This is a genomic window from Pseudoalteromonas rubra, from assembly GCF_000967655.1.
Classification (GTDB): domain Bacteria; phylum Pseudomonadota; class Gammaproteobacteria; order Enterobacterales; family Alteromonadaceae; genus Pseudoalteromonas; species Pseudoalteromonas rubra_A.
On sequence record NZ_JXYA01000054.1, the window covers coordinates 24,562 to 46,297 of the forward strand.

The following is a 21,736-nucleotide window of genomic DNA, read 5'->3' on the forward strand; positions in this document are numbered from 1 at the left end:
AGGAAGTTTACGTAAACGTAACGGCCAGACAAGCAATGAATAAATATTCATTATTCACCTCGTGAATTTGGCAATTCCTTATTTTCTGCCGCACACGCGCTTGACGTACGCGTAAACTCGGTGTTGCAAAACTAAAAATATGGCGTGAAGCTATAGAGAGATATCAATGGTAAAAAACGTCTGAAGGCTATAAAGGTAGGCTGTCTGGTAAATTCTATAGATACAAAAAAAGGCATGTGATGCAATGCTCACATGCCTCGAATATCTGCGATATCAGGTTTACTCCGCTTTTTCAGCGTCGTCTTCTTTATATTTCGCGGCAGTTTCAGCAATTAGTGGCTGCAACTCACCCTTTTGGAACATCTCGATGATAATGTCACATCCACCGATCAGCTCACCCTCAACCCACAACTGCGGAAAAGTCGGCCAGTTAGCATAATGAGGCAGCTCAGCACGAATGTCCGGGTTAAGCAAAATATCGACGTAAGCAAACTGCTCGCCACACGCCATGAGCGCTTGAGATGCCTGCGAAGAAAAACCGCAGTTAGGTAGCTTGGGCGATCCCTTCATGTATAGGATGATCGGATTCTCTGCGATTTGCTGTTTAATCTTTTCAATGGTTTCCATTATTTACCTCAAAATGACGATAGCATAACTCATCATATCACTCACTTTGCTACGCAGCCGTTGTCAATAGATCAGCCTGGCGGTACAAAATGAATGCAATCTGAGCCATTCATTCTACAAGTCTTGGCTATTGCCATTGCTGTTTGCCAAAACTTGAGTAAAATACTCAGGAATTATAGTATCACTATATGCCGTCAAATCGTATAGAAATGTAAGCTAAGATAGAGATTGCTTCTATTGTTTTGGCAATTTAACAACGAAATGGAGATTAACATGGCTTTTGAACTACCGTCACTTCCTTATGCTATCAACGCGCTTGAGCCGCATATTTCTCAGGAAACACTTGAGTTCCACCACGGTAAACACCACAACACATACGTTGTAAAACTGAACGGCCTTATCCAGGGCACAGACCTTGAGAACAAATCTTTAGAAGAAATCGTATGTAACTCTGAAGGCGGCGTATTCAACAATGCAGCCCAGATCTGGAACCACACTTTCTACTGGCACAGCCTGGCACCAAATGGTGGTGGCGAGCCTACTGGCAAAGTAGCAGAGCTGATCAACGCAAAATGGGGCTCATTTGCTGCATTCCAGGAAGCGTTCAACGATAAAGCAGTAAACAACTTCGGTTCTAGCTGGACTTGGTTGGTACAGCTTGCAGACGGCTCTTTAGACATCGTAAACACGTCTAACGCAGCGACTCCGCTTACTGAAGAAGGCGTAACGCCAATCATCACTGTAGACCTGTGGGAACACGCTTACTACATCGATTACCGCAACGTTCGTCCAGATTACCTGAAAGGTTTCTGGGCACTGGTTAACTGGGATTTTGCAAACGAAAACCTTGCTTAATATCAGATAATCCAAAAAGGCGCTCTGTTGTAGCGCCTTTTTTGTTGCCTTTTTACCCTAGCTGACTTCCTTCCGCTGACATGCCTGATATCAACTCAGCTTTTCCTGTGTTTCTAGAAGGTGAACTGCGAACACCACAGTAAAACATACATATGTGACCATCATTTTTTTGCCAATTTTTATCAATCTGCAAACGCCAAAATCTCCCCTGTAAAGCACCTATTTGGCACTAAGTTCACCGCTTTAGTAGCCTAATTTGGCCATTTCTGCCCAAGTATTAGAATAAAGTGCCGTAACTCTCATTCGGTATCTAATTCTTATACCATTGCACTGTGTTCAACAGACATTAAATTACTGGAATTTTTAGGCAATTTTTGAATATCCCGACTAAGCTTTAAGTAGCCTTGCATTAAGAGACCGCATCATCAACAGGTTATTGGAGTTCATTATGAGCATATTTGAGCATTACCAGTCCAGATACGAAGCGTCCCAAGAAGAAGAGTTCACCATCGCGGAATATTTGGATATATGTAAAGAAGACAAAGCTGCCTATGCGAGCGCGCCGGAGCGCCTGCTAATGGCAATTGGTGAACCCGAAATGGTCGATACTTCGACAGATGCACGACTCAGCCGTCTTTTTTCGAACCGGGTGATCGCGCGTTATCCGGCATTTCATGAGTTTTACGGCATGGAAGACGCCATAGAGCAAATCGTGTCTTATCTAAAGCATGCTGCACAAGGTCTCGAAGAGTACAAACAAGTGCTCTACTTGTTGGGTCCTGTAGGTGGTGGTAAGTCATCGATTGCAGAAAAACTCAAATACCTGATGCAACAGGTCCCTATATATGCCATCAAAGACTCGCCAGTGAACGACCACCCGCTTAGCCTGTTTAACCCGCTCGAAGACGGAGAGTTGCTGGATAAAGAATACGGCATTAATAGCCGTTACCTGAAAACGGTGATGTCGCCGTGGGCAACCAAACGCCTTCACGAATATAATGGCGACATTTCTAAATTCAGAGTGGTCAAACGCTACCCTTCTATCCTGGATCAAACGGCCATAGCCAAGACTGAGCCAGGCGACGAAAACAACCAGGATATCTCGGCGCTGGTTGGTAAAGTTGACATTCGCAAGCTTGAGCATTACGCCCAGAACGATCCGGATGCCTACTCCTACTCAGGTGCGCTGTGCCTGGCTAACCAGGGGTTAATGGAGTTCGTTGAAATGTTCAAGGCACCCATCAAGGTGCTGCACCCACTGTTAACTGCCACACAGGAAGGGAATTATAACGGTACCGAGGGGATCTCGGCATTGCCCTTCAATGGCATTATTCTGGCTCACTCTAACGAGTCGGAATGGCAGTCGTTTAAAAATAACAAAAACAATGAAGCGTTTTTGGATCGGGTCTTTATTGTTAAGGTGCCCTACTGTTTGCGCGTGTCTGAAGAAGTAAAAATCTACAAAAAACTTATTGAAAACAGCGAGCTTAGATCGGCCCCCTGTGCGCCGGGCACGCTCGAGACATTGGCGAAGTTTTCAACTCTGTCACGTATTAAGGAGCCGGAAAACTCCAGCATTTATTCGAAAATGCGTGTCTATGATGGTGAAAGTCTCAAAGACACAGATCCAAAAGCTAAGTCGTATCAGGAGTATCGAGATTACGCAGGTGTCGATGAGGGCATGACAGGTCTGTCGACCCGGTTTGCCTTTAAGATCCTCTCACGCGTGTTCAACTTTGACCATGCCGAAGTTGCAGCAAACCCGGTGCATTTGTTCTATGTGCTGGAGCAGCAAATCGAGCGCGAGCAATTCAGTGCCGAGGTTCAGGAGCGCTACCTGAGTCACCTCAAGGGCTACTTGATCCCGCAGTATGTTGAGTTTATCGGTAAAGAACTGCAAACCGCATACCTGGAGTCCTATTCAGAGTATGGCCAAAACATCTTCGACCGCTATGTCACCTATGCCGATTTCTGGATCCAGGATCAGGAATACCGAGATCCAGATACAGGTCAGCTATTCGACAGAGCAGCGCTCAACGCAGAACTCGAAAAGATAGAAAAACCTGCGGGCATTTCGAACCCCAAAGATTTTCGTAATGAAATCGTCAACTTTGTATTGAGAGCCCGTGCTCATCATAATGGTGCAAACCCAGTCTGGACCAGCTATGAAAAGCTCAGAACCGTGATCGAGAAAAAAATGTTCTCTAACACTGAGGAGCTACTGCCCGTTATTTCTTTCAATGCGAAGACTTCGGCTGAAGATCAGAAAAAACACGAAGACTTTGTTAATCGAATGATGGAAAAAGGCTACACCCAAAAACAAGTCCGCTTACTGTCTGAGTGGTATCTGCGGGTGAGAAAATCTCAATAACATTAGCGGTTGGAGGGTGTTTCTATGGCACATTTCATCGATCGTCGACTGAATGGCAAGAATAAAAGTACGCTGAATCGTCAGCGCTTTATCAGACGCTACAAGAAACAGATCAAGGAAGCCGTTTCTGACGCCATTAACAAAAGAAGCGTCACTGATATATCCAGCGGAGAGAGCATATCGATACCGCAACGGGATATCAGTGAGCCGACTTTTCATCAAGGCAAAGGCGGAAATCGCGAACATATTCACCCGGGTAACGATCAGTTCACGACGGGTGATAAAATACAACGCCCGCCTTCTGGCCAGGGCGGTGGTGCCGGAGAAGGCAACGCAAGTGACCAAGGTGAAGGTCAGGATGATTTTGTCTTTTCTATTTCAAAAGATGAATACCTTGATCTCTTATTTGAGGATCTTGAGCTACCAAACCTGCAAAAGAGCCAACTCGATAAGCTGGTCCAAATGAAAACGCATCGCGCCGGCTTTTGTAATGACGGTATGCCCAGTAACCTGGACATAGTGCGCTCTTTAAAAGGCTCAGTTGCGCGGCGAATTGCCATGACAGCCAGTAAACGAAAGCAGCTTAAAGAGTTGGAAGAAAGCCTGGCACTCCTGTTACAAGAACCTGTACCCAAGCAAACGCAAATACAGCAACTTGAACAGGAAATAGCTGATCTCAAGCGTAAGATAGATGCAGTGCCCTTTATAGATAATTACGACTTGCGCTTCAGAAATTACGAAAAACGTCCTCACCCCACCAGCAAGGCAGTCATGTTTTGCCTGATGGATGTGTCTGGCTCTATGGATCAAGCAACTAAAGATATGGCGAAGCGCTTCTATATTTTGCTGTATCAGTTCTTAACACGCACCTACAAAGACATTGAGGTTGTTTATATACGACACCACACCCAGGCCAAAGAGGTCGACGAGCAGGAGTTTTTCTACTCTCAGGAAACAGGTGGCACCATAGTGTCGAGTGCATTGAAATTAATGGATGAGATCATTGCCGACCGTTATGCTCAGGGAGACTGGAATATCTATGCTGCGCAAGCGTCAGATGGTGATAACTGGGCGGATGATTCACCACACTGCACAGACATATTAACGAACAAACTATTGAAAGTGGTGCGTTACTACGCCTATATCGAGATCACCACTCGTGCGCATCAGAGCTTGTGGCGCGAATACCAAGGTATTGCAGACACCTTTGATAACTTTGCTATGCAGCATATTCGGTCGGTCGAAGATATCTATCCGATATTCAGAGAGTTGTTTAAGAAAAACCGACAACAAAACGCAGCTTAACAGGGGGAGTGCCTATGACATATAACCCGCTTAATGATGGCCCGGATTGGACATTCGACCTGCTTGAAGATTATCAGGCTGAAATTGCCCGCGTTGCGGCCCATTACAGACTGGATACCTATCCGAATCAGATTGAAGTGATCACCGCCGAGCAAATGATGGATGCATACTCCAGCGTAGGTATGCCCATTGGCTATGCGCACTGGTCTTATGGCAAAAAGTTCATTCAGACTGAGCAAACCTACAAACGTGGTCAAATGGGGCTGGCGTATGAAATTGTGATTAACTCAGATCCCTGTATTGCCTATTTAATGGAAGAAAATACCATGCCTATGCAGGCGTTGGTGATGGCGCACGCATGTTATGGCCATAATTCGTTTTTTAAAGGCAATTACCTGTTCAAAGCCTGGACCGATGCCTCTTCGATTATCGATTACCTGGTCTTTGCTAAGAACTATGTCGCTAAATGTGAGCAAAAGTATGGCATAGACGAGGTTGAGAACCTGCTGGATTCTTGCCATGCGCTGATGAACTATGGTGTTGATCGTTACAAACGTCCGCAGCAGATCTCCATGTATGAAGAACAAAAGCGCCAGAAAGAACGCGAGGACTACTTGCAATCTCAGGTTAACGAACTTTGGCGGACCATTCCAAAGGGCAAACAACAGGACGAACGAGAAGACATTAAGTTCCCGACTGAACCTCAGGAAAATATTCTTTATTTTATAGAGAAAAACGCCCCCCTGCTGGAGTCCTGGCAACGTGAAATCATCCGTATTGTGCGCAAAGTATCTCAGTATTTTTACCCCCAGCGACAAACCCAGGTGATGAACGAGGGATGGGCAACATTTTGGCACTATACAATTCTGAATCACCTCTATGACGAAGGTAAGTTAAGCGATGCATTTATGCTGGAGTTTTTACAAAGCCATACCAATGTCGTTTACCAACCCCCATACAACAGCAAGTTCTATTCAGGCATTAACCCCTACGCACTGGGCTTCAATATGATGGTGGATATTCGCCGTATCTGTGAAAACCCCACCGAAGAAGACAAATACTGGTTTCCTGAATTTGCTGGTAAAGACTGGCTGGATACCCTGCACTTTGCCATGGAGAACTTTAAAGATGAGAGTTTTGTAAGCCAGTTTTTATCGCCGAAGATCATGCGTGATTTTAAGCTCTTTACAATCATTGATGAGGAAAAGTCTCCGCACCTGGAAGTCGGTGCGATCCACGATGAATCCGGCTATCAGAAAGTCAGGAATAGTTTGTCGGCACATTATAACCTGAGTAATCATGAGCCCAATATTCAGGTCTACAATGTGGATATCAGAGGTGACCGCTCACTTACCCTGAGATATGTACCGCACAACAAGGTCCCCCTTGCCGATTCAAAAAAAGAAGTGCTCAAACACTTGTATCGATTATGGGGCTTCCCGGTTAAGCTGGAGGAGCTCCAGGACGATGGTACAGTTGCAACGCTGGGACAGTGCCCTCAGGAGAATAAAGAAGACTCACTATAGCAAAAAGCCCTTGTAACAAGGGCTTTTTAGCTTCTGCAAGTGATGTATCAGTTAAGACTAATGCGCCATGGACGGATCGTATACTGTGACAACATTACGGCCATTTTCCTTCGAGTGATACAGTGCAATATCCGCAGCCTCTATCCATTGCTCGTATTTTTCGAAATTATCGTCGCAACAAGCAATCCCCAGGCTCACGGTGAGCTTTATCTCTTTGTCATCATAATAAATAACTGAGTTTTCGATCAGGCTGCGCAGTCTTTCTGCAAACACTTTTGCGCCCTCAGCATCCGTGTCGACCAGGGTGACCGCAAATTCTTCACCACCATAGCGCCCTGCCACGTCTGTCTCACGGAGTGTCTTTTGTAGTAAATCTGAGATATGGCGGATGGCTTCATCGCCGCCGCTATGGCCATAGGCATCATTGATGCGCTTGAAGAAGTCTATGTCAAACATCAGCAAACTACTGCTTCCATGACTGCGCTGTAAGCGTTTAAACTCCGTTCTTAAGCTTTGCTCCCAGTATCCCCGATTGGCCAGCTTAGTCAGGCTGTCTGTACGGCTCATTTTCTCAAGCGTTTTATTGACCTTTTCAAGCTCGAGCTTGTTCATGGCTTCGTCGGTAACGTCGTATATGATCACACAGATGTGCGCCACTTCACCGGTCACCGTTGTCAGTGGAATAAAAGTCGCGTTCTGATACATATAATCCGCTTTGCCCGTTATCGGCCGATAATTCTTAAAGCGGAAAATGTAGGGCTGTTGCTCCCAGATAGTAAACGAGCGATTCTTCAGCACAAAAACAGGCTCAGATTTACTTTTAAACCAGGCTTCATCAATGCTGGGGAATAAATCAAAGACATCTTTGTCTTTCACAGCGCTTGGTAATAACCCTGAGTGGTTCTCCATAAACCCGTTCCAAACACACACTCGATAGTTCCTGTCCAGCACGACCAGGCCAACATCCACTGTGTTAAACATATCCATTAACCAATGGATCTCATTCATGTCAAAATCAGATGCAGGCATAATTCTAATCTTCTAACAGGTACTCAACTTTATATTTGAGTGTTTTAAGTGAGTCTTCGGTAAACAACAACATTAAATCGCAGTTGATGTCGTGATTTTCGATTCCGTAACTAATTTCAATGGCTAAGGTACGTTGCCAACGCGCTTTGTTTGCTTTTACCAGTTCAGAGACTTCGCAGTGCTGACCCAGTACCACCGGATGGCCCTGACTAAATGGCATATCCAGCTGTTTTGACAGACCTGTCAGTATGGCACCTATCAAAATGTTGCTAATGTCCATCAGCAGTTCAAGCTCAACTTTTTGGTTCAGCTCCCCCTGGTAGCTCATCAAAGAGGCAATTTCTTTAAAACTTGAGTCGTTGAGCAACAGCAGCGCCTCGCCCGACACTCCGCCACCAATAAAGCCCTGGCATACGCCCGATGTGGTTGCGCTGGCGTCGATGGCTTGCAGTGCCATATGTAGTTCATTGACTTCCAGTACGTTTACATTGGGGATGGGTAATTCTACGAAAACATTCAGCAACCGGGCAAGCAAGTCGCCCGCCTGCCCCATAGCGACATTGGTGATTTCCTGATAAATATCACGGATCTCAGGCTCAAGCTGCTCGCCGAGTTTATGTACCAGGTTAGCCCGAATGGCTTTGTCTTTGATGCCATGATGCGTGATTATCTCTTCGAGTTTCGCCGCATCACATGGCTTTCGAATAAAATCAATCGCACCCAGCTCTATGACTCTTTGGTGCGCATTTGGCTGGATATCTCCAGAGACGACGACTGTCAAAACATTCAATCCTTGTTCGTTTATTGCTTGCAAAACCTCATATCCATCCATGTGAGGCATGTTTAGGTCTAAAAACAGAATCTCGGGAGAGACCGCTTTTATCTTTTCAATGCAATCCAGGCCATGCTCAGCAAATTCCACTTTAATATCCCAGTCGTCCGGCAATGACCGCGCCAGTTGCCGGCGAGCCAATTTAGAATCATCGCATATCAGGACAGGTGTTGACATAAAAGCTCTCTTCGCTTATCGACTAACTTGTTGTAAGGAGTCGAAAAATTTCTAATTATAGTTATGACATAGCAGCATTTACAGGAACTACATGTTAATCAAAGCGTGGCCGATTTACAATCCAATTTACTGCAAAGGTTGGTTATATAATTCCAGTATAATACACTGACGGGAATTGCAAAAAATTAAAAAGGGAATACGTTATGCGAATCATATCCTTGCTTGCAGCCTCGTTATTGACGCTGGCTAATCCATCACAGGCCAGCGAACTGCCAGAAAACCAGGTTGACGCTGGCAAAGTCAGTGCTCAGGGTAAGCCTGTAACCCTGCTGGGTCAGGGCATTCGAGTAGGTGACACGGCCCCTGATTTCAAAGTGGTCGATGGCAATTTTGTACCTGTTACTTTAGCGAACTATCAGGGTAAGCCGGTCATGATCAGCGTGGTACCAAGCCTGGATACCGGGATCTGCAGCTTGCAAACTAAGTACTTTAACGAAAAAGTGGCCAAAGAGTTTGCCGGTGTTGCGATGCTGACAATCAGCGCCGACCTGCCATTTGCCCAAAAGCGCTTTTGTAAAACAGAAAACATTGACCAGATTGATACACTATCAGATTCAGTATGGCGCGATTTCGGCGCTAAATATGGACTGTATATCAAAGATATGGGGCTGTTAAGCAGAGCGGTTCTGATCTTAGATAAAGATCACAAAGTGGTATACAAGCAACTTGTTAGCAACCTGGCCAGCGAGCCAGACTACCAGGGTGCCATCGACGCTCTTAAACAGCTCTAATGAACATATAGGTGCAAAGCCACTGTGTGCGGCTTTGCACCAACACACTAAGGCAAGATCATGTCTATGTGTTCTATGCCATCTTCCAGATACGCCTCACCACATGGCTCAAAGCCAAAAGACTGATAAAACTGAGTAAGATAAGTTTGCGCGGCAACCCTGATTGGCAGCTGTCCGTAGTGGCTACGACAGGTTCCTATCGCACGGGCCATCAGGGTTTGCGCAACCCCTTTCCCCCGACTCTCCGCTGACACCAGTACCCGTCCAATAGCACAGTAAGCAGCATCAGGTTGATAACAGCGGGCGTAGGCCTGAAGCGCACCTTCGTACATTGAAAAAACATGGAGGGTGTCTGGCGCCTTATCGACTTCATCCACTTCCTGGTAAGCACAGGCTTGTTCAACCACAAACACGGCAATCCGGGTCTGAAAAATAGCGAAGAGCTCGTCATGTGACAACTGATAAAAAGTTTTAACTTGCATGGGGTTTATCACTGTGGGTAAGGTACGCCTCTGACGAGGCGTAGTAATAAATCAGGCGAATAGCCTTTCAAGCTGGTCGCACAACTGAGACAGGTTGACGTGGTCATGCTCAATGGTCAGGTCGACATAACCATCGCCACGAAAAGCTCTGTCGAGCTCAATCAGCACATGAGTACGGTGTGCTTCCGGGACAAATGACAATTCAACTTCTTGTAGACCAAACAAAGATGTACTGGCAGGACGATACTCAATTTCCTGATAACAGCCAGAGACTGACTGAAAATTCGACGCTTTCAAATAACCACGCTCAACGTCTGCTTTAACCATCCTAAAGCCAAGTTTCTCCATGGCCAGTAAGCAATTCTTAACCGCTTCATTGGGATATATGTGGAGCAGATCCTTATCGCTTGGATCTAACGCCAGGTCAATATCTAAGCCGGTTTCCAGCCACACATAGCTGTGGTTATACGGCGCATTAATTTCCGTGATCGGTGTTTCAGAATGCAACCGGGCTTCAAATGGGATCACTTTTTTCTCGCCGGGAGCTATGGTGAACTGACTGCCAACACGCCACTTTTCGATGACCTGACTTGCGTAGTATTCGCCATTTTCGCCCTCGACCTTCACTTTCGTCATCAGTGCTAACTCTAAGCCACTGATCTCTTGCTCTACATCGCCACCCAGAACCACGATCTGCGCCTGGAATTTCTGGCCAGGATGCAGGTGTTCTGTTTCTAAAATTGTATCTACTTTCGCGGCACCAATACCTACGGATGCCAAGAGCTTTTTAAACATCTTATCTCCTCTCGAGGATGTCCCCTTATCCGCATCTTAACCACATTTTTTCAGCTTTGTCAGCGAAAATTTATGGTAATCAGTTAAATAGTTGACGATAAACTACAAAACATCCACTTTATGACACTTGTTAGTCACTCAGGTCGCTAATTTTTCATTTATAAATCAGTTTGTTTTGTTACACTGCTAACACCTTCGACTTGACTGAATCACTATGGAATTACTGTACTTTGCCGTTGCCTTCGCCTGTGGCTTTTCTGTTTATCAACTCAAACTCCCGCCACTGATTGGCTTTTTATTGGCGGGCTTTGTGCTCAACCTGTTGGGGCACAGCAGTACCGACTTGCTCACTCAGCTGGCTGACTTAGGTGTGACGCTGCTGTTATTCAGTATTGGTTTAAAACTAAAAGTATCCAACCTGATTAAACCTCAGGTGTGGGCACCTGCGAGCCTGCACTTAGTCACCAGTATTGCCTTTTTTGCCTCTTTATTACTGATGTTAGGCGCATTTGGTTTGCCTTTGTTTGTCGACCTGTCGTGGCAAAGTGCCTGCCTGGTTGGCTTTGCATTTAGTTTTTCCAGCACGGTATTTGCGGTCAAAGTACTGGAAGAGCGCGGAGAAATGGCCAGCCTGCATGGTAAAATTTCCATCGGGATCCTGGTTATGCAGGATATTTTTGCGGTCATTTTCCTGGCTATCAGTACAGGTAAGTCACCGAACGTGTGGGCACTTGCCCTGCTGGTCGGCTTGCCCTTATTACGGCCACTTTTATTCTGGGTATTGAACCGCTCCAAGCACGGTGAACTGTTACCGTTATTTGGCTTTTTCTTTGCACTGGTGCTCGGCTATCACGGGTTCGAATTCGCGGGCCTGAAAGGCGATCTGGGCGCGCTGATCATCGGAATGATATTTGCGCCGCATAAAAAAGCGGGCGAGCTGTCGAAGGCTTTGCTCAACGTCAAAGATATTCTATTGGTTGGCTTTTTCCTGAATATCGGTCTTAATGCCAATATCTCTCTTGAAGCCGTGCTGATTGCGGTACTGCTGGCCGTCGTATTGCCCGTCAAAGTGTTTATTTATTATCTGTATACCAACATGTTCAGATTGCGTGCCCGGACCTCCCTGCTCAGTGCCTTTACACTGTCAAACTACAGTGAGTTTGGTCTGATTGTCTGTGCGGTTGCCGCCAGCAGTGGCATGATCACGGCCGACTGGCTGGCTGTGGTTGCACTGGCAGTCTCAGTCACATTTGTTTTGGCCACTCCGCTCAATAAAAAGGCGAATGAAATCTATGTCAAACTGGAACCATTACTGATCAAGTTCGAAAGCGATAAGCGACTCGAAGAAGAGCTGCCGGTTAACCTAACCGACACGCGGATAGTGATCTTTGGCATGGGTCGCATTGGTACCGGTGCTTACGAGACGATACACGCCACCCACCCAGGCTCCGTTGCAGGTGTCGACATCAAGCCTGAGGTCGTTGAAAAGCATATCAGCCTGGAGCGCCGCGTGCTGTTGGCAGATGCGACTGACCCCGATTTCTGGCAACGGGTTAACCACTCCAATGTTGATATGGTCATGCTGGCTATGCCCAAGCATATGCAGAATATTTACGCGCTTGAGCAGTTAAAGGCATCCGGATTCTCCGGCCAGGTCACCGCCATTGCAAACTATCCGGACCAACAAAAAGAACTTGAAGATTTGGGTGTACATTCAACCTATAACTTCTATCTTGAAGCTGGTAGCGGCTTCGCAGAACACGTAAAAGAAAAATTATTTTCATAGTCGAAAAAATAATTCTCAGTATCAATAGCGGTACTGAGAATTATTTCTAATTCCGCATCATATAGTTACATCTAGACGTCTAAAAATCAGGCACATAACTTTGACTGTTTTGTAACTACACGATTTACAAAGCTTTACATCATCGTTGGTAATTACCCCTCAATTCGAAGTACACTGGCCCCAGTAGGTTAGTTGCACTAATCTATTTTCTCAATTTAAATCTGATACTTATACCCCTCAATCAGGAACATTGAGTGGGGACGATATTATTCGGGAGGGCACGCATGTTAAAAAATAAATCGGCTTCTTACTTTCCAGCAGCGGTGGATGATGTAAACGCAGGCCCGCTCGCAAAATTGCAAGCGCAGCTGGACGCTATTCAAGATTCAGGAATGACAGCGTTGACAATTAGGGACATACTTTTTCATAAGATGCTGGACATGCATGCAGTCCCTAAAGAACACTTTTTACGCGATCAGGCAACGCCTGAGAGATTAGACGACCCAACCATTATTGAGCAATTAAACGAGCTGGGTTTCTACCGCACCTCACCCAATCAGGTGCACTAAGTTTCAATTTACGGGAGCCTACTCTCCCTTATAGGCTGGCAATGCCCGTCGCCAGCCTATTTCTCTCTCTTCACTTCTCCGCGCGCATTTTTTGGCAATAAAGTTAACCACGCTTCTCGCAGCGGCTTCAGATAGATTGCGCTCAGGCTATCATGACCCGCATCGTAACGCCCGACACCAATTTCAATGTCCTTGACTTGCGAGGCACGGATCAGTGAACGCCCCAGCCGGTCCCAGATAGCCAGTGCTGATCCTAAGTTGGTGTCAAAATGCGCCGGATCGGCACTGTGGTGGATCTGATGTTGTGCCGGGCTGATAAACCAGTTTTCTACCTTGTCTCCCCAGCTTAGCCAAATATGTGAATGGCGCAGATTCGAGCCACAGATGTTAAACAAAAAGACAAATGCATTCGCCCCCAAAATATCAAACATACTCAGTGCGGTGCCAAAGACAAAATAGCCCAGTCCAACCACAATCCCCTGGGTCAGCGCCATCCGGCATGCATACAGGTAACTTTCAACCGGGTGAGAGCGGTAGATGGTAAACGGCGTCAGTACTTTTGCTGAATGGTGTACTTTATGAAATTCCCATAAAAACGGGATTTTATGTAGCGCCAGATGCAACAGATAGCGGGTAAAATCGTCGATCAGAAACAGCATCAGTGTAAACAAAAAAATGACCACCGACTCATCCCAGGCCAAATGTAACGGGGCGCCAAATAACCATTCCAGCGCGTCTGAAACAGCAATCGCCACTGGCACCATAGTCAGGACGATGGGCGCAAAGGTCAGTGCTTTGATCAGCTTGTTAACCACAAACAAACCGTAATCCAGTTTGGCACTGTCTGAAAGCCAGACATCGCTAGGAAACAAAAAGCCCATAAACCCTTTCAATGAACGAGGGCCGTGCAACTTGCTGTACACCAGGCCTGCCATTACCACGGCACTGAGTAAATACAGCCAGTAAATGCGTTTATTTGCATCCAGTAAGTAACCGGGCAAAGAAGATATGCTTTGCCAGAGCGTTTCTACCATAAAGTGGACTGACTCCTGTAAAAAAGGCCACTGATTAGCGGCCCTGTAAGTATACTCAATTATGCCAGATACACAGCTGAATGTGCATCTGGCATGGGGTCATTCAAGTTAGAATGAATACTTATAACCCAGCGTAAACTGGCGAGGTTTGCCCGGTCGTGCTCCGTAAGGACGACGACTGACGATCTTAGTCTCGTCCAGCAGGTTATCAACCTTGGCGTATACCTGGCCGTATTTACCCAGCTCATAAACCGCAGACAGATCGACGGTTGTAATCGCCGACACTTCTTTGCCCTCAAGTACCAGGTTGTAGCTACCATTTGGCGCATTCGCGTCTGTACTGCTATCCCAGCTGCGTCCGGCCGCTTCCGACATAGAGCCCACATACTTTACCGCCAGCGATACACGCCAGTCAGGTGCCGACACACCAATGTTAAAGCTGGCCTGGTGCTCTGGCAGATAAGGCAGCTCATCGCCGCTTTTCACATGGCCCCATTGTGCAAAGTTCGTATACCGATCGTTTTTGAATTCACCTTTGGTATAGGTGTAAACAAAACCGTAAGGGATATCAATCTGCAGATTCAGTGGGTAACGCTGACTGAACTGAGCCTCCAGTCCGTACACATGTGCTTCACCGCCGTTGAACTCTCTGCCCACTTCCAGGGCACCACAGTTAGACTGACCGCAGCTCTCTTTCAGATTGCTGTAATCATTAAAGAAGCTAACAACTTCAAGCTGGGTCACCCCATCGTTAAAGCGCCCACCGAATTCATAGTTGGTGCTTTTCTCGATTTCAATATCCACGGACTGCTGCGGTGATGCCGGAGAGAATCCCTGATGAACACCGAATAAAATACCCGAATCTTCCGATAACTGATAAAAACCACTCATGCCAGGCAGCCAGATCCGCGTGGTTTTATTCTGCCAGTCATCCGCATTCGCATTGTTCTGATAGGCCATGTCCATCAGCTCGCCACGCACGCCCAGACCCAGCGTCAGCGCATCGATTGTCACCTTGTCTTCAAGATAGACAGACCAGGCTTGGGTGTTTTCGGTATTCTGAGAGGTATAGACCTTATCTAATCCAAGGTTAAAGGCGCTGCCGTCTCTCATCCCGTAGGTTTCTTTGAAGTGCTTACGCTCAATCTCATCTTCATGGAAGCGTACACCGAAAGATAACGTATTGTCGAAGCCTGCCAGCTTAAACTTAGCAGAGCCATCTACCTGGATCCCTTGCGAGAAGTATTCACGGTCATTCGTGCCCATCGACAGATAGTTAGGACGGCCACTATCAGCAATGGAGTCTGCCGTGCCACTGATCACCTGATACAGACGTTGATATTGCTCATCTTCAGGATTGGCCAGAATCTCAGATAAAGTCGCATCTGTGTTGGTTAAGCCATCAAGCTTGAGCCAGGCACGTTCATAGTCATTGCGGTACACCCGGGAAGTCAGGCTTACATCCTGAAACTTCAAGTGATGAGAAAACATCACCTGGGTGTGCTTGGTGTCCATGTTATCGGGCTGAGACGCGGCATAACGACGATAAGGTGTGGCATCAAAGTCTGCATCAGTCAGGCCCAGATAAGTTTCGTTGGACAGTTCATCCGCATAACTGAGCTTAAGTCCAAAGGTGTGCTCAAACTCACCTTGCTGTAGTTTGTAGTTAAACTTAGCCAGCAAGTCATTTTTCTCAAACCCGGTATCTGCACCGCCATCCAAGTCTTTAAACCCGTCCGCTTGCAGATTCACCCCTTCAAGCAGGAAGCCCACGTTATTAACTACTGAACCGAAGTAAGCATGTGCTTTGCTGTAGCCATCACTGCCCGTTGCCAGGTCAATGGCACCTTCAGAAAACTCAGGTACAGCACGCGTAACCAGGTTCAGCGCCCCAGCAACAGACTGAGGGCCATGTTTAATCGCCGCCGGCCCTTTGAATACTTCAACGGCCGTCATACGGGTTGTTACCGGAAAATAATAGGCTGCGGGTGCTGAATAAGGCGCCGGGCCAATCAGTACACCATCTTCCATAATGGTGATTTTCTTACTCCGCTCCGGAGTGACACCACGAAAGCCAATGTTAGGACGCAGACCATAGCCATCTTCCTCACGGATATTGACGCCCGGCACAGAAGATAAAATACGGTGGATATCGTCGTACTCAAATTCAGCCAGCTGTTCTTCGCTAAGCAGCGTTGCAGAGCCTGCCTCGGTACGTAGTTTGTCGTAATGACTCAGGATCTGAATGTGCTCCATGTCGTCATTTTTTGCATCATCATTTGCCAGTACCTGAGGCGCTGCAAGCGCAACAGCCATGGCCAACACAGATCGTTTCATCATGAACCCTTTAGTCATTGTCACCTGCCGATGTTTTTGGAAGTTCCAGAGCCAGTTTTTGGATAAAGTCATTCTTAAGCTGATCGGTCACATCTTTGACCTTAGCATGGGTGTTTGTCACCCCGGCAGTGTCCTCTTCCAAGGCTTGCTGCAAGCTGCCATTGAGTGCCGCTGTCGCAGCTTTAGCATCAGCAATCCCCTGCAACATGATTTCTTTGGTCTGGCTGGCATCCTGTTCATCAAGGAAATCATCAAATCCGGTAGTGTCTTCACTGTCTGTGCCCTGGCCCAGGAAAATTTGCTCAAAGGCAGCAATGTTAGCCTGAATATTCTCTAAAGAGTGTTTGGCAAACTGTGATTCGACCGCCTGCGGACACACCTCAGTACCGCATTGGTTCGCAAACAAGCCCAGTGGCGTTGCCAGTTTGTAATCTTTCAGCTCTTCCGTCATATAGAATAAGGCATCGGAGATCAGGTTAACGGCCTCGGTGACCGTGCTAAATTCACTGCCTGCCTCACCGGCATTTTTAAGCTTAGCCGCATAGCCTTGGTCGCCCGCCCATTCGAACATCAAGCGTTCGGAGGTTTCTTTCAGATCAGTCGACACCGCAACCGCATACTGACAACGCATTGTGCGTCGTTGCTGCTCATCAAGCGTATTCCACTGTGCCAGGATGTCGCCACTGGCGGCAGCTGAACAGCTATGGTTTAAATCATTGTTGAACAACAGGTACTCAAGGGCATCTAAACCACGACGTTTATCGCTGCGTTTGCTGATGTCGTAAGGCACGCCATTGATGTCACCCTGTGCAAAGTAAGCCACATCCTGATCGACATTACAGTAGTTGGTATCCGGCCAGGAATAGATATCTTTACGCAGTGCTTTGTCATCGGCCAGTAATGGACCGACTATCATCAGCTCAGCATGTTGCCAGCTCACCATCGCTTCTTTCCAGCCATTTTGCGCAGCAAGCTTGGCTTCATCTCGTGCCGCTTTGGCCGCTTCGTCTTGCAGGGTTGGATCAAACGCACTTTCCAGGTCGCAATAGGCTTTCACTATCGCCGGCTGTGCGCTGGCTTTGTCTGCAAACTGCTGGAACGTGGGGGTAAACACATTGTCGGCCAGGTTAGCGACCAGCTTTTTCTGATCGAACGTCGTTGGCTCTACCACCGGCGTCCCCTGATTGTATCCCGGGCCCGCAGAGCTGGAGGTACTTTCGCCACATCCGCTTAATGCCAAACCAATGGCCGTTGCCAGTAAAATAGGTCTGGGGTGTATTCTCATTATTTGCCTCAAATGAATAGTCTAGATACGCAAAAGGCTAGCAAACATTGCTAACCTTTTGACAGTTCGGTGAATCGTTATAACTTACCAGTTAGCAACATTCTCTGCATCAAATTCGTAGACAAGCTCGAGAATCTCACGTGCTTGATCCAGAGACTGCTTGTAATCTGTGATGCCGTCGGCATCAATTACAGGCTTATTGCCCATTAGCGTATGAAGTCTTGCAAACTCTCCCTCATGCTCTGACGCGTAGAAAGGTGAATTCGGGTTAAACTGGAAGTTAAGTGCAAAGCCTTTCATTTCCGACCAGTTTTTAGCTAGATCATTAAATACAGCACGCATTTTTTCTTTGTCAAGCTGTTCTGCCTTTAATTCTACTAACAAGTCGTCTAACGCTGTCTTAGTATCATTGATATAGTGAACAACCGTCGCAGCAATGGCTTTTTCCCACGCAAGCAGCGCTTTGTTGGCGTGAACTTCCAGCGCTTGCACGTCCAAAGCTCCCTCAGTTGAGTTGATCAACTGACGGCCATTGTAGAATGCTTCAAATGCTTCTTTGGTTAAGTCGGTCGGGTTGGTATTACCTGCCGTACCCAGATCACGCTTGGCAGCATTGGTTGAATTGCCGAAATTATATTCGGAGTTAAAGTCAATTTTACCATCGGCATTGGCATCATTGTACCCTGCACTAAAACCGTCGCGGCCACCTTTGCCGGCAATTTCGATATCTTCGTAACTCATATAGTTACGTGCCGCACCGAAATAACCAAATCCTTCATCCCATTGATGCTCCAGGTTTGTGTAAGGTTTTACGCTCCCATCTTTCTCAACTGGTTTTGTATTGTCAGCCAAAAGCCCTTTGTCTGCGTCCAGATAGTCATCTGCTGCCTGAGAAAAAGCAACCGCGCCATACAAAAACTTCTGGATCAACTGGCTTAGATCAACGCCGTCAGACGTGACATAAATTGTCTCAATTTCAACACCTCTGGGACCGATCGCCTGCTCAAATGCACGCTCAGCAAGTTGCTCGAATAACTGCTGAACAACCAGGTCAGGAATAGGTGTTTTTTCTGCATCATTCTGAGTCGTATCTACCGGCCAGCCAACAAAATCACCTTCGTCTGTCCATCCTTTTTTATCCTGACCACCGGGGTCATTCCCTGCAACTTTACCTTGCAGGTTTTTGTGAGAAGACGAAATGTCAATCAGTGAATTTTGAGCAGCAGCAGGCTCAGCTCCGATAGTCAAAGGGCGGTTTTCCCAAATACTTTCGTAATCATCTTCAGAAACTGAATAAAACTTATTGAGCTCAGTTATAAGAGTGGCTTCAGTTGCGTTCGCATCTTTTGCACTATTCACAAACTCGTCGCTCTTAATATAGTTAAATAGCTCTTTGATCAACACATGGCGTGCGATCTGACCTGAGTAAGCAACGCTTGACTTGCCTTCCTCAAAACGGCTAATGAAGTCGTAGTCCATTTCATCTTCAACATTGAGAGTGAATGAAAGCGTTACAGGATCATTCTGGCCGTCTTCTACTGACACAGTCATCGTCACTTGCGGCTCAAGCTCGTAGTTGAGGTACTGTCCAGCTTTAAGCGCCAGAATGCCACCCTCTTTGATTTCAAATCGATCATCCGATGGTGCTGAAAACTCGTGAGTTGTATCATCACTGTCTGTGGCGACTAGCTTACCAATCTCCACCGCAACCATGTTTTCTTTAACCGTTGTTACCTTTTCACCATTCGAATTTTGCGGTTCAACACTTGTTGGTTTTGCATTTGTTGTTTGGTCAGGGGTTTGACCGTTGTTGTTATTATTGTTGTTGTCATTTGAGCTTGAACCGCCACAGGCAGTCAGACCTAAAGTGGCAACTAAAATAGAAGTAGCTAGCAGAGATTTTTTGAAAATCATTGAGCATTCCTTAATAAAGCAATGTTAAAAATTATTCTTAGTCGCGTTAAGTATACACCGCTTTAAATAGCAATCAATTCTATTTACGTTGTCAAATGCACGATTTAGATCAAGGAATACGCAGAAATATCCGCTTTGTGATACGCCAGAATATAGCTTACAGGAGGGAACAATTCACATAACTAAATGATATAAATGAATTATATTGTATTTCAAAGGATGAGTATAAGCGGCCAGGAATAGACTATGTACAATCGAGAGCGAATGGATAGTTCGAATAATTGGAACTATCCGTTGTGGAAATTTCGCCAATCTTTGGCTTTACTCAGGGGTTAACCAGGCATCTTTTACAAACAGATAACCTTTGCGCCAAACCGTTTTAATTTTTTCTGCGCCCACTGCCGTATCTCCAAGCTTTCTGCGCAGGCACGAAACACGCACATCCACGGTGCGGCTATTGGCCTGATAATGCTGTCCGACGACCTTTTTGTAGATTTCTTCACGACTGACGACCTCAGGCGCACGCGAAGCCAGCAACCACAACAACTCAAACTCATGGCTGGTTAAACTAACCGGTTGCTGTGCCAGTGACACGCTGCGCTCGTTCAGATTCAAATATAGCTGACCAAAGTGCAGTTCGGTTGGGCTGTCAGACCTGACCGTCAAAAGCGATGGACGCTTGCGCACTAAAGCATCAAGCCGGGCTCGCCATAATCGGGGTTTGGCCATGCTCGGAATAACATCATCGGCGCCCAGCTCCAGCATGAGACTTTGCAGGTCTTCATTGTCCTCGTCCAGAGAAACCATCAAAGGCGCGTCGAAGCAGTTTTTGAGTGTGTTGATGGTGTCGTACTGAGCACTGGTTGCCAGTGCCTGACCAATGATTATGCTATCTACCTGCTGAACCGGATACCCTTTACTGGTTGCCTCATGAATATTGATAAAGCGCATGGTAAAGCCATGCTGTTGCAGTGCCTCAAAAGGTGCGATGCTGTGTCCTTTTTCATCTTGTGCGATTAATACCGTTGACACGAAAAAGCCTCGTTCGAACTATTTATGCGGCTAGTCTAGTGGACTTAGCTGAACAAACGCTTTACGCAGCAAACAAACGCGCGGCTACCCGAAATAAAGCACTGACCACCGGGTCTTGCAGGCGCTTTTTCTTACATACCAGACCAATTTCTATTTCTTCACTTTGCAATCCCAGTGTCTGTACCTGATTTCTAAAAGGGCTTTGCTCTAACACCACTTCAGGGACATAGGCAACACCAAAACCCAAACTGGTCAGCGCCACCATGGCTTCATGACCCGACACATGCGCATAGATTTTAGGTTGCAGCGCTTTTTTCTTGAAAAATACATCCAGACGCTCTTTCAGAACACCATGTTCTGGCACAATAAAAGGCACCTGGTGCCAGGGCAGCTCACCACGATGCTGCGCCAGTAAGTCACTCAACGGGCATTTCATCGTCGGGGCTATAAACAGCAGCCTTGAGCGGCCAATACTGAGATACTCCAGACCCTGTGGCAGGTTGCGAGGTCGAACGGCCACCGCCACATCAACCACTTCTCCTTGCACCTGGGCAATAGAGTTGGCGGGATCGCCGGTCAATAGATTCAGCTCAACCTGTGGAAAATCCTGCCGGTAACGTGCAAACAGGTCATAAATAAAGCTATAGGAAGCCGTGACAGAGCAAAACAGGCTCAGCTCGCCGCTCAATGGCTTGTCTTCATCCAGGCACTCGCTTTTAAATTGACGCCAGCTTGCCAGAGTCGCCTGCGCATACTGAATAAACGCCTGGCCTTGTGGTGTCAGAGCGACACTGCGATTATCACGGATAAATAGCGGCGCCCCGACCTCTTCTTCCAGCTGCTTGATCTGACGGCTTAGCGTTGGCGGGCTGATGTAGCAGCGCTCACTGGCGCGAGAAAAATGCAGCGTGTCTGCGAGCGCCAGAAAGTACTTGAGTTGTTTGTGGTCCATCTTATTAGTTACTCAGCGTATTTCATAATGTGAAATA

Annotated in this window: 18 protein-coding genes; 7 read left to right on the forward strand and 11 right to left on the reverse strand. The window is 46.7% G+C overall.

What is annotated here, in order from left to right; genetic code table 11:
- Positions 1–279: 279 nt before the first annotated feature.
- Positions 280–627, reverse strand: a complete 348-nt coding sequence (locus tag TW77_RS20015; protein WP_046006741.1) for a Grx4 family monothiol glutaredoxin — start codon at positions 625–627, stop codon at positions 280–282.
- A gap of 273 nt (positions 628–900) precedes the next feature.
- Here TW77_RS20015 and TW77_RS20020 point away from each other — a divergent pair, with 273 nt between their 5' ends.
- The 4 genes from TW77_RS20020 (at position 901) to TW77_RS20035 (ending at position 6,684) form a co-directional block, all read left to right on the forward strand.
- Complete coding sequence (locus TW77_RS20020) at positions 901–1,482, forward strand: Fe-Mn family superoxide dismutase (RefSeq protein WP_046006742.1); 582 nt, start codon at positions 901–903, stop codon at positions 1,480–1,482.
- 448 nt (positions 1,483–1,930) lie between these two features.
- A complete protein-coding gene (locus TW77_RS20025) occupies positions 1,931–3,853 on the forward strand; it encodes a PrkA family serine protein kinase (RefSeq protein ID WP_046006743.1) in 1,923 nt (640 codons plus the stop codon).
- 24 nt (positions 3,854–3,877) lie between these two features.
- Positions 3,878–5,158 carry a YeaH/YhbH family protein gene (locus tag TW77_RS20030; RefSeq protein ID WP_046006744.1) on the forward strand — a complete coding sequence of 427 codons (1,281 nt, stop codon included), beginning with the start codon at positions 3,878–3,880 and terminating at the stop codon, positions 5,156–5,158.
- Between the two features lie 14 nt (positions 5,159–5,172).
- Positions 5,173–6,684 carry a SpoVR family protein gene (locus TW77_RS20035; protein WP_046006745.1) on the forward strand — a complete coding sequence of 504 codons (1,512 nt, stop codon included), beginning with the start codon at positions 5,173–5,175 and terminating at the stop codon, positions 6,682–6,684.
- A gap of 57 nt (positions 6,685–6,741) precedes the next feature.
- On the opposite strand, the gene TW77_RS20040 is transcribed toward TW77_RS20035, so the two are convergent.
- Together TW77_RS20040 and TW77_RS20045 are read right to left on the reverse strand one after the other, a co-directional pair.
- The gene (locus tag TW77_RS20040; RefSeq protein WP_046006746.1) at positions 6,742–7,713 is read right to left on the reverse strand and encodes a sensor domain-containing diguanylate cyclase; all 972 of its coding nucleotides are present in this window, start codon (positions 7,711–7,713) and stop codon (positions 6,742–6,744) included.
- 4 nt (positions 7,714–7,717) lie between these two features.
- Positions 7,718–8,722 carry a response regulator gene (locus tag TW77_RS20045; RefSeq protein WP_046006747.1) on the reverse strand — a complete coding sequence of 335 codons (1,005 nt, stop codon included), beginning with the start codon at positions 8,720–8,722 and terminating at the stop codon, positions 7,718–7,720.
- Between the two features lie 203 nt (positions 8,723–8,925).
- On the opposite strand from TW77_RS20045, the gene tpx reads away from it, so the two are divergent.
- Entirely contained in the window at positions 8,926–9,513 is a 588-nt protein-coding gene (gene tpx / locus TW77_RS20050; RefSeq protein WP_046006748.1) for a thiol peroxidase, read from the forward strand.
- A gap of 47 nt (positions 9,514–9,560) precedes the next feature.
- Here the strand turns inward: tpx and TW77_RS20055 are convergent, their stop codons facing one another.
- Together TW77_RS20055 and TW77_RS20060 are read right to left on the reverse strand one after the other, a co-directional pair.
- On the reverse strand, positions 9,561–9,995 hold the full coding sequence (locus TW77_RS20055; protein ID WP_046006749.1) for a GNAT family N-acetyltransferase: 435 nt from the start codon (positions 9,993–9,995) through the stop codon (positions 9,561–9,563).
- Between the two features lie 51 nt (positions 9,996–10,046).
- Complete coding sequence (locus TW77_RS20060) at positions 10,047–10,790, reverse strand: sporulation protein (RefSeq protein ID WP_046006750.1); 744 nt, start codon at positions 10,788–10,790, stop codon at positions 10,047–10,049.
- A 214-nt stretch (positions 10,791–11,004) separates the two neighbouring features.
- On the opposite strand from TW77_RS20060, the gene TW77_RS20065 reads away from it, so the two are divergent.
- Positions 11,005–12,576, forward strand: a complete 1,572-nt coding sequence (locus TW77_RS20065) for a cation:proton antiporter family protein (protein WP_046006751.1) — start codon at positions 11,005–11,007, stop codon at positions 12,574–12,576.
- Positions 12,577–12,860: 284 nt separating this feature from the next.
- On the forward strand, positions 12,861–13,145 hold the full coding sequence (locus tag TW77_RS20070) for a hypothetical protein (RefSeq protein ID WP_046006752.1): 285 nt from the start codon (positions 12,861–12,863) through the stop codon (positions 13,143–13,145).
- Positions 13,146–13,201: 56 nt separating this feature from the next.
- On the opposite strand, the gene TW77_RS20075 is transcribed toward TW77_RS20070, so the two are convergent.
- The 6 genes from TW77_RS20075 to ilvY all read right to left on the reverse strand — a co-directional run bounded on the left by TW77_RS20075 (position 13,202) and on the right by ilvY (position 21,699).
- On the reverse strand, positions 13,202–14,179 hold the full coding sequence (locus TW77_RS20075) for a sterol desaturase family protein (RefSeq protein ID WP_046006753.1): 978 nt from the start codon (positions 14,177–14,179) through the stop codon (positions 13,202–13,204).
- A gap of 108 nt (positions 14,180–14,287) precedes the next feature.
- Positions 14,288–16,516 carry a TonB-dependent receptor family protein gene (locus TW77_RS20080; protein WP_240479524.1) on the reverse strand — a complete coding sequence of 743 codons (2,229 nt, stop codon included), beginning with the start codon at positions 16,514–16,516 and terminating at the stop codon, positions 14,288–14,290.
- Positions 16,517–16,526: 10 nt separating this feature from the next.
- On the reverse strand, positions 16,527–17,801 hold the full coding sequence (locus TW77_RS20085; protein ID WP_046006755.1) for an imelysin family protein: 1,275 nt from the start codon (positions 17,799–17,801) through the stop codon (positions 16,527–16,529).
- Between the two features lie 84 nt (positions 17,802–17,885).
- The gene (locus TW77_RS20090) at positions 17,886–19,715 is read right to left on the reverse strand and encodes a DUF4856 domain-containing protein (RefSeq protein WP_046006756.1); all 1,830 of its coding nucleotides are present in this window, start codon (positions 19,713–19,715) and stop codon (positions 17,886–17,888) included.
- A gap of 321 nt (positions 19,716–20,036) precedes the next feature.
- The gene (locus tag TW77_RS20095) at positions 20,037–20,747 is read right to left on the reverse strand and encodes a winged helix-turn-helix domain-containing protein (protein WP_046006757.1); all 711 of its coding nucleotides are present in this window, start codon (positions 20,745–20,747) and stop codon (positions 20,037–20,039) included.
- Positions 20,748–20,808: 61 nt separating this feature from the next.
- Positions 20,809–21,699, reverse strand: coding sequence for an HTH-type transcriptional activator IlvY (gene ilvY / locus TW77_RS20100; RefSeq protein WP_046006758.1), 891 nt, complete (start codon positions 21,697–21,699; stop codon positions 20,809–20,811).
- Positions 21,700–21,736 lie beyond the last annotated feature (37 nt).